Origin of the sequence: Humidesulfovibrio sp. (genome assembly GCF_035560995.1) — a bacterium.
Classification (GTDB): domain Bacteria; phylum Desulfobacterota; class Desulfovibrionia; order Desulfovibrionales; family Desulfovibrionaceae; genus Humidesulfovibrio.
The window spans coordinates 1-17,119 of record NZ_DATMYK010000072.1; the positions used below are offsets into that span (position 1 = coordinate 1).

General features: G+C 65.4%; 13 protein-coding genes. 1 reads left to right on the top strand and 12 read right to left on the bottom strand.

The features are described 5' to 3' along the window. On the top strand, nt 1–527 hold a 527-nt coding region (locus VN419_RS02710; protein ID WP_325644184.1), incomplete at its 5' end, for a 7-cyano-7-deazaguanine synthase. 345 nt (nt 528–872) lie between these two features. On the opposite strand, the gene queF is transcribed toward VN419_RS02710, so the two are convergent. The 12 genes from queF to VN419_RS02770 all read right to left on the bottom strand — a co-directional run bounded on the left by queF (nt 873) and on the right by VN419_RS02770 (nt 16,666). Next, nucleotides 873–1,316, bottom strand: coding sequence for a preQ(1) synthase (gene queF, locus VN419_RS02715; protein WP_325644186.1), 444 nt, complete (start codon nt 1,314–1,316; stop codon nt 873–875). Nucleotides 1,317–1,479: 163 nt separating this feature from the next. Next, entirely contained in the window at nt 1,480–2,646 is a 1,167-nt protein-coding gene (locus tag VN419_RS02720) for a diguanylate cyclase (protein WP_325644188.1), read from the bottom strand. A gap of 148 nt (nt 2,647–2,794) precedes the next feature. Next, the gene (locus tag VN419_RS02725; protein WP_325644190.1) at nt 2,795–3,097 is read right to left on the bottom strand and encodes a Dabb family protein; all 303 of its coding nucleotides are present in this window, start codon (nt 3,095–3,097) and stop codon (nt 2,795–2,797) included. Between the two features lie 30 nt (nt 3,098–3,127). After that, nucleotides 3,128–4,696, bottom strand: coding sequence for a methyl-accepting chemotaxis protein (locus tag VN419_RS02730; RefSeq protein WP_325644192.1), 1,569 nt, complete (start codon nt 4,694–4,696; stop codon nt 3,128–3,130). 8 nt (nt 4,697–4,704) lie between these two features. Then, nucleotides 4,705–5,721: an alpha-hydroxy-acid oxidizing protein gene (locus VN419_RS02735; RefSeq protein ID WP_325644194.1), complete on the bottom strand. Its 1,017-nt coding sequence runs from the start codon at nt 5,719–5,721 to the stop codon at nt 4,705–4,707. 31 nt (nt 5,722–5,752) lie between these two features. After that, complete coding sequence (ldhH, locus tag VN419_RS02740) at nt 5,753–7,903, bottom strand: L-lactate dehydrogenase (quinone) large subunit LdhH (RefSeq protein ID WP_325644196.1); 2,151 nt, start codon at nt 7,901–7,903, stop codon at nt 5,753–5,755. A gap of 3 nt (nt 7,904–7,906) precedes the next feature. Continuing rightward, entirely contained in the window at nt 7,907–8,533 is a 627-nt protein-coding gene (locus tag VN419_RS02745; protein ID WP_325644198.1) for a lactate utilization protein, read from the bottom strand. Nucleotides 8,534–8,690: 157 nt separating this feature from the next. Then, a complete protein-coding gene (locus VN419_RS02750; RefSeq protein WP_414652909.1) occupies nt 8,691–10,352 on the bottom strand; it encodes an L-lactate permease in 1,662 nt (553 codons plus the stop codon). 75 nt (nt 10,353–10,427) lie between these two features. Next, nucleotides 10,428–11,639: an acetate kinase gene (locus VN419_RS02755; RefSeq protein WP_325644199.1), complete on the bottom strand. Its 1,212-nt coding sequence runs from the start codon at nt 11,637–11,639 to the stop codon at nt 10,428–10,430. Beyond that, on the bottom strand, nt 11,639–13,750 hold the full coding sequence (gene pta / locus VN419_RS02760; RefSeq protein ID WP_325644201.1) for a phosphate acetyltransferase: 2,112 nt from the start codon (nt 13,748–13,750) through the stop codon (nt 11,639–11,641). Before pta ends, VN419_RS02755 begins: the two co-directional genes overlap by 1 nt. A 236-nt stretch (nt 13,751–13,986) precedes the next feature. After that, nucleotides 13,987–15,276, bottom strand: a complete 1,290-nt coding sequence (locus VN419_RS02765) for a (Fe-S)-binding protein (RefSeq protein WP_325644203.1) — start codon at nt 15,274–15,276, stop codon at nt 13,987–13,989. Between the two features lie 10 nt (nt 15,277–15,286). Then, entirely contained in the window at nt 15,287–16,666 is a 1,380-nt protein-coding gene (locus tag VN419_RS02770; protein ID WP_325644205.1) for an FAD-binding oxidoreductase, read from the bottom strand. Nucleotides 16,667–17,119: the final 453 nt, after the last annotated feature.

Sequence of the window (17,119 nt, forward strand, 5' to 3'; positions counted from 1 at the left end):
ACCCGGACTGGTCCGCCAAGCTCGGCCCGGACAGCACCCTCACCCTGGACGTGTTCCGCCAGCTGGGCGAAACCGCCCTGACCCACGACGTTGAAATCTCCATGACCGCCTCCGGCTTGCCCAGTACCTTCGTGCCCGGCCGCAACCTCGTGTTCCTCACCCTGGCCGGGGCGCAAGCCTACCGCCGGGGCCTCAAGCACCTCGTCACCGGCGTGTGCGAGACCGACTTCTCCGGCTACCCCGACTGCCGCGACGACACCATGAAGGCCCTGCAAGCGGCCCTGAACCTCGGCATGCAGTCGCGCCTAGTCATCGACACGCCGCTCATGTGGCTCACCAAGGCCCAAACCTGGAGCCTCGCCCGCGACCTGGGCGGACAGCCCCTGGTGGACCTCATCCTGGAGCACACGCACACCTGCTACAAGGGCGAACGCGGCAACCGCCACCCCTGGGGGCACGGATGCGGCGTCTGCCCCGCCTGCGAGCTGCGCGCCGCTGGCTATGCCCAGTATCTGGCCGACGAGTAAAGCCAGGGCAAATATCCAGGGGCGCTGCCCCTGGACCCCGCTGGGGCTCCGCCCCAGACCCCGCCAGAGGGCACGAGGCCCTCTGGACTCCCTGTGGCGAGGGGTTTCGGCCCCGGCGCGAAGCCGCCGGAGCCGAAACCCCTCGCGGAGGGTCCGGGGGGAGGATGGCACAGGCAAAGGGCATCATCAGCTCTGCGGGACTCGGAAACCCAAAGCCCCTGCCCCAAACGAGAAGTCCCGGAGCGCTTTTGCGCTCCGGGACTTCTCGTTTGGCCTGCGGGTCCAGGGGGTGCATACCCCCTGGCGGGGTCAAGGGGCAGCGCCCCTTGATTCCTCCCCTCTTCCCTAGAACTGCGTCTCGATGGGCGCGGAATTGTCCTTGTAGTGCTCGGCGGTGACGGTGAGGCTGGTGCCGCCGCGCGGGTTGAACATGGCCACCACCTGCATCATGCGGGGCTGGCACACGCTCACCAGGTCGTCCAGGATCTTGTTGGTGATGGTCTCCATGAACGAGCCGTGGTTGCGGTAGGCGGTGAAGTACAGCTTCAGCGACTTGGTCTCGATGCACAATTGGTCGGGGATGTACGTGATCTCGATGGTGGCGAAGTCCGGCTGGCCGGTCTTGGGGCACAGGCTGGTGAACTCCGGGTGCTCGAAACGGATCTGGTAGTCCCGGTCGGGGTACTTGTTGGGAAAGGCCTCGAGGATGGCGGCGCTGGGTTCCTCGAAGGCGTAGCTGGTCTTGCCGGAGCCGAGGTGCTTCAGGCCGGAAACGTCGTCGTTGCTCATATGCTGCTCCTGAGATGATGATGTGCGCGGGAGGAACGACCCGGAAAGAACGGGAGCGCCGGGGCCGTGTTCCGCACTTGCCGCATACCCCAGAGCACGCCGAACGCCAAGGCTTTTCCGTGCGCGCGGGGAGGGAGGGAGATGGAAGGAGCGAGCGCCGGGATTATATGGCCCTGTTTTCGTTCAGTTCCACCAAACGCACCAGATCGCGGCGTTCTTCCTGGGTTCCCAGGTTAAAGGCCAGCGCGATGCCGAAGCCGCCGTCCTCTGATTCGCGTTCGAGCCGGACGACCCGGGCGGACACGCGCAGACCGCGCTGGTTCGGGGCTTCCGCGTCGAGCGCCACCTCCACCTTGGTGCCGGGCAGGATCGGTGCAGGTGAAAGGCAAAGCATGCCGCCAAAGCTGACGTTCATGGCGGTGACGCGGATGGGCTGGCTGACGGGCTCGCCATTTTGGCTGGTGAACAGCACCACGAGATTGATGGGCGCGCGCGGGAAGCGGCGGTTGCGCTCGGAAAAGGAGCAGGCGGTGTTGCGGGTACGCTTGGCCTCGTACAGGGCCTCGTCGGCGCGGCACACGAGGTCGCGGGCGTTGATGGCGTCCTCGGGAAAAGTGGCCGCGCCCAGGCTTACTGTTATGGGCACGTCCTGGTTGCCCACTTTGACAGGGTTGGCGGCGATGGCGCAGCGCATGCGCTCCGCCGCGGCCACGGCCTGGTCGGCATCGGTATGCGGCAGGATGAGGGCGAATTCCTCGCCCCCGTAGCGCACCACGTGGTCAAAGCTTCTGGCCGTGTTTTGCAACACAGAGGACACGGTCCGCAAGGCATCATCGCCGGCTGTGTGGCCGTAGGTGTCGTTGAAGCGCTTGAAGTGGTCCACATCAAGCATGACAAGGGAGAAACGCTGGCCGAAGCGCTTGAAGCGCTCCACCTCGCGGCCGATGGCGTCGTTGAAGTAGCGGCGGTTGTAGAGCCCGGTGAGTTCATCGAGCAGCGCGCTCTTTTCCTTTTGCAGCAGCACCTGCACTTCCACGATGACCGGATCGCGCATCTTGGGGTGCAGATTCATGAAGTAGTCGCACACGGCCACGCGGATGCCCACGTCGCGCCCAAGGGCCAGGTTCAGCCCCTGGTGGTGGCGCAGAATCTCGCCCCAGAACAGCAGGGCGTCCTCGGCGCTGAAGCGCATGCGTGTCAGCAGGTACAGCGCCTCTGCATAGCCCTGGCCGCCCTCAAGAAAACCCTGGGGAAGATCCTCGTCCTTCAGCCCTGCCCGTTCCAGCAGGTCCCGTATCTCCGGGATCGTGTCCACCCTGGTCGCATCCATCTTCACCCCCCGCATGAGGCCCGGACAGTAATCAGATTTTCAAATACACAATACGTGGAACGAATCCTACTGCCTCCCCTTTCCTGTAGCAAGAAAAACTAAAGGCCCGAAGATCGGGCCTTTAGAGAATGCTTCCTGGCGGCGGAAACTAGATTTCGTAGTCCACCACGCTGCGCGAGGCCACCACCTGCTTGACGAAGGCCACGACCTTCAAATGCTCCGGGTGGACCTGATAGGCGTCCAGGTCGGCACGGGTGGCGAACTCGGAGTACAGGATGACGTCGCAGGCCGGGGCGGCGGCGAACACGTCGATGCCGACCTCAATCTTCTTCAGACTGGGGATGAGCCCGGCCAGCGCCTCCAGCTTGGCCTTCATGGTGCGCGCGTTGGCGGCGCGGTCCGCGCCCTCGGCGCTGTCCTTCAGGGTCCACATGACGATGTGCTTGATCATTGGCCAGTTCTCCTTGTGTGTTCAGTCCCGTTAGCAGACCTGCATTTTCTTGATCAGTTCCTCAAGCTCCGCGAACAGTCTGGTCAAATCCTCCACGGCCAGCGCGGCATGGTCCATGTCCTGGGCGATGTGCTCGGAAACGCCGCGCACCTCGTCCACGGAGCGGCTGATCTCCTCCGCCGCGCTTGACTGCTCCTCGCTGGCGGTGGCGATGCTGCGCACCTGGTCGGCGCTGCCCTGGCTCAGGCGCAGAATCTCGCGCAGGCTTCCGCCCGCGCCGTCGGCCAGGGCGGTGCTGCGCTCCACGGCCTGGGCCGCCCCGCTCATGCCTTCCACCACGCGGCGCGCGCCTTCCTGCACGGAGCCGATGGCGCTGCCCACCTCGCTGGTGGCGCGCTGGGTCTTTTCGGCCAGCTTGCGCACCTCGTCGGCCACCACGGCGAAGCCCCGGCCCGCGTCTCCGGCCCGGGCGGCCTCGATGGCGGCATTGAGCGCCAAAAGATTCGTCTGATCGGCAATGTCCGAAATGACGTTCAGGATCTGGCCGATGCCCGCCACCTGGGAATCCAGCTCGCCCAGGCGGTCGCGCATGGCGCTGGTGCGCGCGGACACATCGCCGATGGCCGCGATGACGTCCGTCACCGCGCGCGCGCCTTCGTCGGCCAGCCTGCGGGCTTCCTCTGCCCCGGTGGAGGCTCCGGCCGCGCTTCTGGCCACGTCCACCACAGCCTCGCTCATCTGCTCCATGGAAACGCCTATCTCGGCCACGCGGGACTTTTGGGCCGCGCTGCCGCTGGTGGTCTGGGCGATGCTTGCGCCCAGGCGGGCGGAGGCCTCGCGCAGGCGCCGGCACAGAGCGTCGGCATCCTGGGCCGTGCGCTCGATGGCCGTGTTCTTCTGCACGATGACCTGCTCCTTCTGCTTCAGCAGCGTCATGTCCAGGTACAGGCACAGGCCGCCAAGGCAGCGCTTGTCCGAATCGTACAGGGGAAACACATTGGCCAGCACGTTGCGCACGCCGCCCCGGTGGCCCTTGATCTCCACCTCAAGGTTGCGGAACACCTCGCCATCCTTGATGCTGCGGCCGACGGCGGTCTTGCGGCCGGGATCGTTGTAGAAGATCTGGGCCAGGGTCTGGCCGTAGTAGTCTTCCGGCTTGCCCGAAAGCTCCAGCATGTTCAGGCAGTCCTGGTTTGAGCACACGGCCCGTTCCTGCTCGTCCACCAGCAGGAAGGGCATGGGCAGCCCGCCCAGAATGCCCTGGGCCAAGCCTGCCTGATGCTTCAATTCCGAGCGCAGGGCCTGGGCGGCGGTCTCCAACACGCCGAGCATGTCCTCTCCGGCGGCGGGTTCCCGCGCCTCCAGGGCTTGGCGCAGCTGCGCCAGCCGGGCGGCGGTCTTCCACTCCCGCACGTAGACCAGGGCAAAGGCCAGACCGCCAAGCAAAAGGGCCGCCGCAACCTGCGGCAGCCCTATTTTGAACGCTGTATTGGAGAAGGCCCAGTCCGCGCCGGAGGGAGCGATGAGGGCCAGCAAGGCGACGGCCGCAGCACAGAGCGCGGGGGCGCTTGCCACCCGTGCGGAACCTGTTTGCGCCATGAAACCTCCTATGAGCTTTGGAACAGAACCCTGCCGTCAACCTCGGCAATGTTCGCGCAGCCGGTCAGGATCATGGCCTGCACCAACTCGCCGCGCACCTGGTCCAGATACTTGCCCACGCCCTCGCGCAGGCCGCCCATGGCGGCGATGGCCACGGGCCGTCCGATCATAACAGCATCCGCCCCCAGCGCCAGCATTTTCAGCACATCGCCACCGGTGCGCACGCCGCCGTCCACGATGATGGCGATCTGCCCCTTCACCGCGCGGGCGATTGCGGGCAGGGCCTCGGCCGTGCCCGGGGTGTGGTCGAGCACGCGGCCGCCGTGGTTGGAGACCACGATGCCCGCGGCCCCGGCGTCCACGGCGCGCTTGGCGTCGTCCGGGGTCATGACACCCTTGATGACGAACTTGGCCTGCACGTGGGCGATGATGTCCTTGAGTTTTTCAAGGGGCTTGGGGCCCACGGGGCGGCCCATGAGGCGCAGGGTCACCAGGCCCGCCGCGTCGATGTCCATGCCGACCACGGTTGCTCCCGTGGCCACGGCGCGGTCGAGCTTCTCGAACAGCTCCTTGTCTTCCCAGGGCTTGATGAACGGGATGCCCGCCCCGCCCAGGGCCTTGATGGCCGTGAAGCCGGTCTCGTGGATGAACGGGGGCACGCCGTCGCCGCTGGCGCCGATGACGCCCTTGTCCACGCAACCGCCAAGCACGGCCTCCACGTAGTCGCCCTCGGTGATCTTGCCGCCCATGTTGAAGCTGACGCCGCCGATGGGCGCGGCGAATACCGGCATGGCGAGCTTGAGGCCCATGACCTCGGTCGCGGTGTCGGGCTGTTCTGCCCCGTGCACCAGGCGCATATTGAAGCGCAGGGCCGAGAGCGCCGCCACGTTGTTCATGAACGAGGAGCCGGTGCCAAGGCCGCCCATGCCGGGAACCTCGCCCGCGCAGGCCTTGCCGTTGCACACCGGGCAGACCTTGCAATAGCCTTCCATAAGCTCGCGGGCGTGTTTGCGCACATCCTTCATGCTGCCAACCTCCAAAGGGATTAGCCGGACGCTACTTCAGCCGCTCGGCCAGGGCCTCGGCCACGTGGGCCACCTTCATGGCGCTGCCCTTGGCCTCCAGCCCGCCGCGCAGCTGCATGATGCAGCCCGGACAGTCAGTGAGCAGCAATTCTGCCCCGGTCTTCTCCGCATTCGCAAGCTTTTTCTTCAGCAGTTCCGCGGAAAGCTCAGGGAATTTCATGGAGTACGTACCGCCGAAGCCGCAGCACACGTCCTCTTCCTCGGCCGGAAGATAATTCAGCCCGCCGATCTCCATGAGCGCGCGCGGGGCCTTGGTAACGCCCAGGCCGCGGCAGAGGTGGCAGGGAGCGTGGTAGGTGGTCTTCTTGCCGTCGCCCGCGAAGCTCTCCGGCTGCACCTTCAGCACATCGTGCACAAAGGAGCTGAAGTCGATGACCTTGTCCGCGAACTGCTGCACCTTCACGGCCAGCTTGGGGTCGCCCGCCAGGATGTCCGGGTAGCCGTGCTTCAGGTGCGAGGCGCAGGAGGCGCACAGCGTCAGGATGTAGTCGCAAGCGGCCGGATCAAAGGCGGCCACGTTCTGCGCCGCAACACTGCGGCTGCTTTCGCGCTCGCCCATCATCTGCACGGGCAGGCCGCAGCAGGACTGGTCCATGGGGAATTCCACGGCCACGTTGTGCTTGGCCAGAATCTTCACGGCGGCCTCGGCCTGCTCCGGGTAGACGAAGTCCTGCACGCAGCCGCTGAAGAGCGCCACACGCAGCTTGGGGCTCGTCACCTTGGGCTTCAGCGACTCGAAGCGGTCGCGGAAGGGGGTCTCGGCAATGGCGGGCAACGCGCGGAAGCCCTGGTCCTTGGCGAAGATCATGGGCAGGTGGCGCAGGTACGGGGTGCCGCCGGTGACGGGCCGCTGCACGGCCTTGGCCGAACGCAGGAGCGCGTGGAACAGCTTGCGGCTTTTGAGCACCTTGGCCAGAAGCTGGCTCTGGAGCGGGTGGCCCTCCTCGTCCTGGATGCGGGCGTGGACTTCCTTGATGAGCCGGGGCAGGTCGATGCCGCCGGCGCACACGGCCTTGCACGCGCCGCAGTTGATGCAGTTCTGCACCAGGTTCTTGGCCTTGTCGCGCCCGTGGTAGAAGTAGGTAAGGATAAGGCCGATGGCGCCGATGTAGATGTGGCCCAGCTGGTGGCCGCCCACCAGACGGTACACCGGGCACACGTTGGCGCAGGCGCCGCAGCGGATGCAGCGCAGCACCTGGGAGAACACGGGGTCCTTGGCCAGGGCGCGGCGGCCGTTGTCCAAAAACACCACGTGCATTTCCTTCTTGCCGTTGGCGCTGCTCTGGCACTCGCCCGGGCCGGTGATCCAGGACACGTAGGAGGTGATGGCCTGGCCCGTGGCGTTTTTGGGCAGGGCGCGGATGACGCGCAAGGCGTCGTTGATGCTGCGGGTGAGCTTGTCGAGACCCACCAGGGCCACGTGCACGCGCGGCAGGGTCGTCACCAGACGGGCGTTGCCCTCGTTGGTGCACAGGGCGATGGAGCCGGTCTCGGCGATGGCGAAGTTGCCGCCGGAGATGCCCATGTCGGCCTCGACGTACTTGCGGCGCAGTTCGCGGCGGGCCACCTTCACCAGCTTCTGGATGTCGTTGGTCTGCTTGGCGCCGGTCACGTCGCTGAACAGGTCGGCCACCTGGTCGCGCGAGAGATGGATGGCGGGCATGACCATGTGGGTCGGGCCTTCATGGCGCAGCTGGATGATCCATTCGCCCAGGTCCGTCTCCGTCACCTCCAGGCCCAGGTCCTCCAGGTGGTGGTTCAGGAGCGTCTCTTCAGCGGTCATGGACTTGGATTTGACGATGCGCTTGACGTTCGCCTTCTGGGCGATCTTGCCGATGATCTCGTTGGCCTCGTGCGCGGTCTTGGCCACATGCACGGTGACGCCGAGGGCTTCGGCCTTTTTGGTGAATTCGGCCAGGAGCTCGTCCATGTGGGCCATGGCCTCGTCCTTGCCCGCGGCGATTTCGGCGATGAGGCCGTCCACATCCATGCCGGCGAAGGCGTTGGCGCGGGAGGCGCGGTAGGCCACGGCGAACTTGTCCATGGCCTGACGCAGGAAGTCGTTGTGCAGCGCGCCGGTAAGCTCGCCCTTGTACTGTTTCAGATCGCGTGCGTTCTGCATGGCCTAGTCCTCCAGAACAAGAATGTGCAGTTCAAGGGGTCCGTGCACGCCGATGGCCAGCACGCGCTCGATGTCCGCCGTGCGGGAGGCGCCGGTGACAAAGGCCACGTAGGCCGGACCGTCCTTGCTCATGGAGCGCACCAGCTCCTCGGCGTCGAAGCTGGTCTCGCGCAGGGTGCTGGCCTTTATGACGCACACGTGCACTTCGCAGAGCATGGTGGCCAGCCGCAGTTCCTCGCTCTTGCTGTTGATGAGCAGGGTCCCAGTCTCGGCGATGCCGGCATCGGCGATGGTGAAGCCGATGTCGATGCCGCCCAGGTGCTTGCGCATGCCGTCGGGAAGGCAGTGGATACCCCGGTTCTCGCACAGGCCCTTCAAGGAGGCGAAGACGGCGGGGTCGAGGTCCGGTGCCACGATGACCTTGCCGGGCTTGGTGTCGCACAGGGCGCCCGCCGGAGCGGAGAGTTCGGACTCGCAGCCGGACATGAGGATCTGGCAGGCGTCCTTCTTTTCGCAAACGTCAACGGTATAGGCCAGGGCCTCGTCCAGGCTCTTGACCGGGGTGACCACGGCCGAAACGAGTTTAGCCTTTGCAGTGAACAGGTCCACCAGCCGTTTGGAATCGCTCATGGCGTCCTCTCCTCTCGCTTATAGATTGCGGCCCTTTGCCAAGGGCTTCTGAAGCATTTGGCCCTGGCGCGAAACGCTGCCCGGGCCGGAAATTTATTGGGGAGCCGGACCCCCTGCCTCGCGGCGGGAATCCGGCTCCGTTCAAGCGGTGTTCAGGCTACGGCAGCATCCAGCTCAAGGAGTAGGCCTGGAGCATGGTGAGACAGCTGACGAAGAGGACCATGGCCATGGAGTGCTTCAGCGTGAAGCGGAAGATGTCGCCTTCCTTGCCGACCATGTTGGAGGCCGCGGTGGCCACCGAGATGGACTGCGGGGAGATCATCTTGCCGGTGACGCCGCCGGAGGAGTTGGCGGCCACGCACAGGGCCGGGTCGACGCCGATCTGCTGCGCGGTGGTCTTCTGCAGGGAGCCGAAGAGCGCGTTGGCGGAGGTGTCGGAACCGGTCAGGAACACGCCGAGCCAGCCCAGGATGGGGGCGAAGAACGGGAACCACTTGCCGGTGGCCGTGAAGGCCAGGCCAAGGGTCGAGCTCATGCCCGAGTAGTTCATGATGATGGCCAGGCCAAGGATCATGGCGATGGTCACGATGGGGAAGCGCAGCTGGTACACGGTGCGGCCCAGGCAGGCAAAGGCCTTGCCGAAGCTGTAGTTGGGGATGATGAGGACCGACAGCAGGCCGGAGAACAGGATGGCCGTGCCCGCGGCGGAAAGCAGGTTGACCTTGAAGACGGCCGCGTAGGGGGCGTCCTTGGCCACGACGGGAGCGGTCTTGATGACCAGCTTATGCAGGCCCGGCCAGTCGAACTTGAACGGGGTGACGGCGTCGAGGACCTTCTTGACCGGGTCCAGACCCCACAGGAGCACCATGAAGGCCAGGATGATGTACGGGCCCCAGGCGCGGATGACCTGACCGGCGGAGTAGTCGCACTTGGTCACGGCGCAGGCGCTGGCGGGCTCATCGGGGAAGTGCCACACGTTCTTGGGCTTCCACACCTTGAGGAACAGGAACAGGCCGATGATGGTCACGATGGCCGAGGCGATGTCCGGCAGGTAGGGGCCGTGGAAGTTGGACATGACGAACTGGGTGCCGGCGAAGCACACGCCGGCCACGATGCAGGCAGGCAGGACTTCCATGGCGCGCTTCCAACCGCTCATGGTCACGGCGAGCCACAGGGGCACGATGACGGACAGGAAGGGCAGCTGGCGGCCGCAGATGGCGCTGATCTTCATCATGTCGATGTCCGTCACCTGGGCGGCCACGACGATGGGGATGCCGATGGCGCCGAAGGCCACGGGGGCGGTGTTGGCGATGAGGCAGATGCCCGCGGCGTACAGCGGGTTGAAGCCGAGGCCCACCAGCATGGCGGCGGTGATGGCCACCGGAGTGCCGAAGCCCGCCGTGCCTTCGATGAACGAACCGAAGGCGAAGGCGATGAAGATGGCCTGCAGGCGGCGGTCTTCGGTGATGCTGGCCAGCGAGTTCTTGATGATCTCGAATTCGCCGGACTCAACGGTCATGTTGTAGATCCAGATGGCTGTGATGACGATCCAGACGATGGGGAACAGGCCGTAGGCGGCGCCGAAGGCCGTGGCCGAAAGGGCCAGACCGGCGGGCATGCCCCACACGAAGATGGACAAAAGAACGGCCGCGCTGGTGGCCACAAAGGCGGCCTTGTGGCCGGGTTTGCGCATCACGGCCAGCATGACGAACAAGATGATGAGCGGAATTGCCGCCACCAGGGCCGGGGCCAGGTAGCTGTCCCCGAAGGGCATGTACTTTTGCGTCCAGGTTACGACTTCTGCCACTGTTGGTTCCATAAACTCCTCCTTGCGGTGTGTTGCCGATGCTCCCCGCGCCGGACCAACATCCGCACGGAGACTGCGCCCCTAAATTCAATTGGCCCGAAGCACCTCAACCGTCTGCCGGGCGATCTCCAACTCCTCGTTGGTGGGGATCACCAGCACGCGCACGGGGGAGTCCGAGGTCGCGATGTCTCGCGCTCCACGGGCCTGCGCCAGGTTGCGGTCATGATCGAGCCGGATGCCGAGATGCTCAAGCCCCCGGCAGGAAAGCTCGCGGGCGACGGGGTCGTTCTCCCCGATGCCCGCGGTGAAGACGATGGCATCCACCCGGCCGAGCACAGCCAGGTAGGAGCCGATGTACTTGCGGTTGCGGTAGCCGAACATGTCGAGCGCCAGGCGGGCCTTGGCGTCGCCCTGCGCCACGGCCTCGTGGATGTCGCGCATGTCGTTCTTGCCGCAGATGCCCTTGAAACCGCTTTGCTTGTTGGTCAGGTCGTTGATCTCCTCGATGGACAGGCCCTTGGCCGCGCCCAGAAGGGGATAGATGGCCAGATCCGCGTCGCCGCAGCGGGTGCCCATGATGAGCCCCTCAAGCGGGGTCAGGCCCATGCTGGTGTCGATGCTTTTGCCGTTCTGCACGCAGCACATGCTGCTGCCGTTGCCCAGGTGCACGGTGATGAGGTTGGCTTCTTCAGCCGGTTTGCCCAGGAAGCGCGCGGCCTCCTTGGTGACATAGGCGTGGGAGGTGCCGTGGAAGCCGTAGCGGCGCACCTTGAGTTCCTCATACAGCTCGTACGGCAGGGCGTACATGTAGGCGCGCGGCGGCATGGTCTGGTGGAACACCGTATCGAACACCGTGACCTGCGGCACCTTGGGGAACAGGTGGCGCGCCACGCGGATGCCCGCCAAATGGCCGGGGTTGTGCACCGGGCCCAGCGGGATGAGCTTGGTCAGCTCGTCCACCACGCGGTCGTCCACCCGGCAGGAGGCGTTGAACACGTCGCCGCCCTGCACGATGCGGTGGCCGATGGCCTCGATCTCGTCCATGCTCTTGACCACGCCCTTTTCGGCGTCGGTGATGAGCCCGATGACCAGATGCATGCCCTCTTCATGGTCGGCTATGGGCTGCGTGAGGGTGATCTTGTCCTCACCTTCCGTGCTGGGGGCGATCTTGTGGGTGAGGCTGCCGACGGCTTCGCCGATGCGCTCCACCGCGCCGGAACACAAAACGTGCTCCGTGCGCATGTCGAGGAGCTGGTACTTGATTGACGAGCTGCCGGAATTGATGACCAGAACGTTCATTACTCCCCCTGGCCCTTCACGGCCTGGGCTTGGATGGCCGTTATGGCCACGGTGTTGACGATGTCGGGGATGGTGCACCCGCGGGACAGATCATTGACCGGCTTGTTCAAGCCCTGGAGCACGGGGCCGATGGCCACGGCCTGGGCGGAGCGCTGCACGGCCTTGTAGGTGTTGTTGCCGGTGTTCAGGTCGGGGAAGATGAACACCGTGGCGCGCCCGGCCACCAGGCTGTCGGGCATCTTGGTCTGGGCCACGTCCAGGTCCACGGCGGCGTCGTACTGCAGCGGGCCTTCCAGCAGCAGTTCGGGCGCGCGCTCGTGGGCGATCTTGGTGGCCTGGATGACCTTCTCCACGTCCTGCCCCTTGCCGGAGCTGCCGGTGGAGTACGAGAGCATGGCCACGCGCGGCTCGATGCCGAAGATCCTCGCGGTCTCGGCGCTGGAAAGCGCGATTTCGGCCAGTTCCTCGGCCGTGGGGTTGGGGTTCACGGCGCAGTCGCCGTAGACCAGCACGCGGTCCTTCAGGCACATGAGGAACACGCTGGAGACGATCTTGGCGCCGGGCTTGGTCTTGATGATCTCAAAGGCCGGGCGGATGGTCTGCTGGGTGGTGGTGACCGAGCCGGAGACCATGCCGTCGGCGTGGCCTTTGTAGACCATCATGGTGGAGAAGTAGGTCGGATCGAGCATGCGGTCGCGGGCGTCCTCCTCGCGGATGCCCTTGTGCTTGCGCAGTTCGAAGTATGTCTGCACGTAGTCGTCGTAGTACTGGCTCTTGCCGGGGTCGATGAGCTGCACCCCTTCAAGCTCCAGGCCGAACTGGCTCATGCGGCTGCGCAGCTCGGCCTCGCGTCCCAGCAGGGTGATGTCCACCACGCCGCGCCGCAGCAGGATGTCCGCCGCGCGCATGATGCGCTCGCCCGTGCCCTCGGGCAGCACGATGTGCTGCTTCTTGCTCTTGGCCTTCAGGATGAGGCTGAACTCGAACATCTTGGGCGTGACCGTGGTGGGCTTGGCCGCCACCAGCTTGGCGCGCAGCTCCGCGAGGTCCACATGCTCCTCGAACACGCGCAGGGCCGACTGGATCTTGTTCTGGTCGCCCGGCTCGATGCGGCCGTACAGGTCGTACAGCACGCGCACGGTCTTGAAGGTGTGGCCCTCGGAAACCAGGATGGGGATGGGCGCGCCCACCCAGCCTTCGATGAGCTTGCGCACGCTCTCGGACGGATTCAGACCGCCGGTGAGGAGGATGCCGGAGATGTCGGGATAGTTGGTGGAAAGCCGGCTGGCCAGGCTGCCCAGGATGATGTCGCTGCGGTCGCCGGGGGTGATGACCAGGCTGCCGCGCTCCAGGTAGTTGAGGAAATTGCCCAGCTGCATGGCGGCGATGACGTAGTTGTCCACCAGGTTGCTGGCCATGTCGGCCCCGTAGAGGGCCTTGGCGTTCAGCCACTTCATCACGTCGGCCACGGTGGGCTTGCCCAGCTTGGCTTCTTCGGGGATGACGTAGATGGGGAAGCAGTCCGGGCAGCGGGTGCGCTTCTTCAGGTCCTCCACCATGCCCACGCCGTCCACATCCTCCACGCGGTTGATGATGGCGGCCAGGATGTCCAGGCCCTTGTCCTCGAAAGATTCGATGGTCAGAAGCGCCGAGGCGATGATCTCGTCCTGGGAGCGTTTCTGCCCGTTGCACACAAGCAGCACCGGGCAGCCCAGGTTGGCGGCGATGTCGGCGTTGATGTCGAATTCGAAGGCCGAATCGGAACCCAGGAAGTCCGTGCCCTCGCACAGGATGAAATCAAAGCGGTTCTTCAGCGCGTTGAAGTCGTTGAGGATCTTCTCAAGCAAGGCCTCGTGCTGGCCCAGGTTGATCATCTCCCGGGCCTTCTGCATGGTCATGGAATAGGCCTCGGAGTAGCGCATGTCGAGGTGGAACTGGCTCATGACCAGATTGATGTCATGGTCCTTGGCGCTGGCCTCGGAGGAGGTGATGATGGGCCGGAAAAAGGCCACGCGCTGAATATCGCGCGACAAAAGCTGCATGAGCCCCAGGACGATGGCGGACTTGCCGCTGCGGGGTTCGGTGCCGGTGACAAAGAGAGTATCAGCCACGATGTGCTCCTTGGTTGTAAAGCTCGCCTATCAGGTCTCCCGGCGCCGGGGTATCATGAGGGGGTCTCAGGGGATGGGGGCTCCCCGGCGCCGGAAGTGGACCTCGTTCTTTGCCTCCCCCCTGCAAGCGGTCACGTTCCACGTGCCTTGTAGAGGAGATTCGCCCGGACGGAAAGTCCTGTCCAGGCAGCGCTTTCGGCGAGCGCGTCACCAGTGACTCTGCCGCTGGCGGGGCCTTACAGGCTGTCCGCGTAGATCTCCATGGGGTGCTTCACGCTTACGCGGTCACCGTTTCTGGAGAGCATGTCCGAGATCTGGAGCATGCAGGCCGGGCAGCCCATGGCCACCACCTGCGCTCCGGTGTTCTTGATGTTGTCGCGCTTTTGCTGGCCGATCTTGGACGACATGCCGGCGTGGGTCAGCGTGAAGCTGCCGCCGCAACCGCAGCAGGCGTCGCTGGCGGCCATTTCCGTCACCTTGTAGCCGGGATTCATGGAGAGCACGGCGCGCGGCTGGGCCGAAACGCCCAGGGACTTCTTCAGGTGGCAGGGGTCGTGCACGGTGACGGACACCGCGTCGGCGTTGGGCGCGGGCGGGGTCAGGCCCAGCTTGTCCACCACGAAGGCGTTCACGTCCATGACCTTGGCCGCCAGTTCGCGGATGGCCACCTGTTCGGGCTGGCTCATCCCTTCGGCCATCATGGGCCAGATCTTTTTCATGGTGCTGGTGCAGGTGGCGCAGGGAGTCACCAGGGCGTCGAATTTGCCCTCGGCGAAGACGGCCAGATTGGCGCGCACCAGCTTCTCATAGCTTTCGCGGTCGCCGGAGGACAGGGCCGGAATACCGCAGCAGGCCTGGCCTTCGGGCATGTACACGCCCACGCCGTGGTGCGCGAGCACCTTGAGCACGGCGTGCCCCACGCGGGGGAAGATCTTGTCCGCCAGGCAGCCGGGGAAGAAGGCGACCTTGAGGCCGCTCTTGCCCGCCGGGGTGTCCAGGCTGGGCACTTCCTTGTGCAGGGGCGTCTTGGCCAGAAGCATCAGGTGGCGTTCGCCCAGCACCGGCTCCAGGAACTTGGAGCAGGAGGAGCCGATGATGTCGTTCACCGGGCTGGTGAACAGCCCCTGGAACATGGAGGCCATGCCCAGCAGGCGGTTGAACAGGCCGGGCTTGGTCAGCATGCCCCGGAAGATGAGCTTCTTCACCGTGGGCAGACCCATGTAGCCGGTGAGGATGACGCGGGCCTTGAGGAAGATGTCCAGGGCCTTCACGCCGCTGGGACAGTTGGCCTGGCAGGAGCCGCACAGAAGGCAGCGGGTGACCTTGTCCTGCACGCCTTCCGGGTTCTTGATCATCTCGTGGGCCAGGCCCTCCAGCAGGGCTATCTTGCCGCGCGCCACGTCGGCCTCGCGGCCGCTCTGCCCGTAGATGGGGCACACGGCCTGGCACATGCCGCAGCGCATGCAGGAGACAAGCTGATCGTCAAGCTCGCCAAGCAGGCGGAGCAGTTCTTTCATGTCGCTCATGGCTTTTCCCCTACTCCCCGATGATCTTGCCGGGATTCAGGATGCCCTTGGGGTCCAGAGCCTTCTTCAGGCGGCGGGAATACAGGATGGTGGCGCGGCTGGTCTCCTTCTCCATGTACTTGCTCTTGGCCATGCCGATGCCGTGCTCGCCGGAGAGGGTGCCGCCCAGGGAAAGGGCCACGTCGAAGATCTCGTCGATGGCGGCTTCCACGCGGTGCCACTCTTCCTTGTTGCGGCGGTCGGTGAGGATGGTCGGGTGCAGGTTGCCGTCGCCCGCGTGGCCGAAGGTGCCGATGGTCAGCTTGTACTTGGTGGCGATGTCGCCGAGGGCGTGCATCATGGCCGGGATCTTGCTGCGGGGCACGGTGGCGTCCTCGAGCACGGTGGTGGGGGAAACGCGCGCCAGGGCGGAAAGGGCCGCGCGGCGGGCCTCCCAGACCTTGTTGCGCTCGGCGGCGTCTTTGGCCACCTGGATGCGCAGCGCGCCCTGCTGCTTGCAGATGGCCTCGACCTTCTCGGCCTCGTCGGCCACCTGGCCGGGGTGTCCGTCCACCTCGATGAGCAGCAGCGCCTGGGCGTCCACCGGCAGGCCGGCATGGGCGAAGTCCTCCACCGTGCGGATGGTGAAGTTGTCCATGAACTCCAGGGTGGCGGGCACGATCTTGGCGGCGATGATGGCGGCCACGGTCTCGGAGGCCTTGGCCACGTCGTCGAACACGGCCATCATGGCCTTGGCGGCCAGGGGCGGCGGGGTCAGCTTCAGGATGATCTTCTCGAACACGCCGAGGGTGCCCTCGCTGCCGACCATGAGCCCGGCCAGATTGAGGCCCGTGACGCACTTCACCGTGCGCGAGCCGCTCTTCACGATCTCGCCGTCCACGTCGAAGAAGTCCACGCCCATGACGTAGTCCTTGGTGACGCCGTACTTGAGGCCGCGCAGGCCGCCCGCGTTCTCGGCCACGTTGCCGCCCAGGGTGGACACGGCCTGGCTGCCAGGGTCCGGCGGGTAGAACAGGCCGCGCGCAGCCACCTCGGCCGCGAACTTGGCGGTGATGACGCCGGGCTCGACCACAGCGTAGAGGTCGGCCTCGTTGATCTCCAGAATCTTGTTCAGGGCGTTGGTGAGAATGACCACGCCGCCCTTGCTGGGGATGGTGCCTCCGGAAAGATTGGTGCCGCTGCCGCGCACGGTGATGGGCAGGCCGTTGTCGTTGCAGAGCTTGACCACTTTGCCAAGGGCCTCGCGGGTCTCGGGGCGGACCACCACGGAAGGCATCACGGGGTCGAGCACGGCGGCGTCATAGGCGTAGGAGAAGCGGTCGCTTTCGCTCTCCATGACGTTTTCCTTGCCCACCAGGGCCTCAAAATCTTTTTTCAGCGCGTCGTTCATGCTGGAGTCTCCTCTGGGTGGCTTCGGCGGCATAGGGGGTCCGCCTATTGGAGAGACATAGGCAACTTGCGTGCCACTGGTATGCAAACACTGGAATTCACAGGGGGTTGACCAAAACAACAGGACCTGGCCGACTCTTGGGACGCGGTTCGTCCGGTTTACCGGACAAGCCCTGAAGGAAACGCGGAACACACGGAGGCCAACAGGTCCAGGCGGACCAGAGAGAACTGCGGGAGCGCTGCGGGACGCGGCCCAAACGGGCGGACGCCGTCAGTCTGAAAAATCAGACGCGCAGTCCCTTGGGTGGGATGCCGCGTCAGGAGCCCACGCCAGGGCCGTCGATGGACAGCCCCCATTTTTTGAGCAGGGCGTACAAATGCGAACGCGACAGGCCGGAGGCCTCAAGGGCGCGCTGCACGTCGCCGCGCGCGCGGCGCACCAGCGCCTCCATGT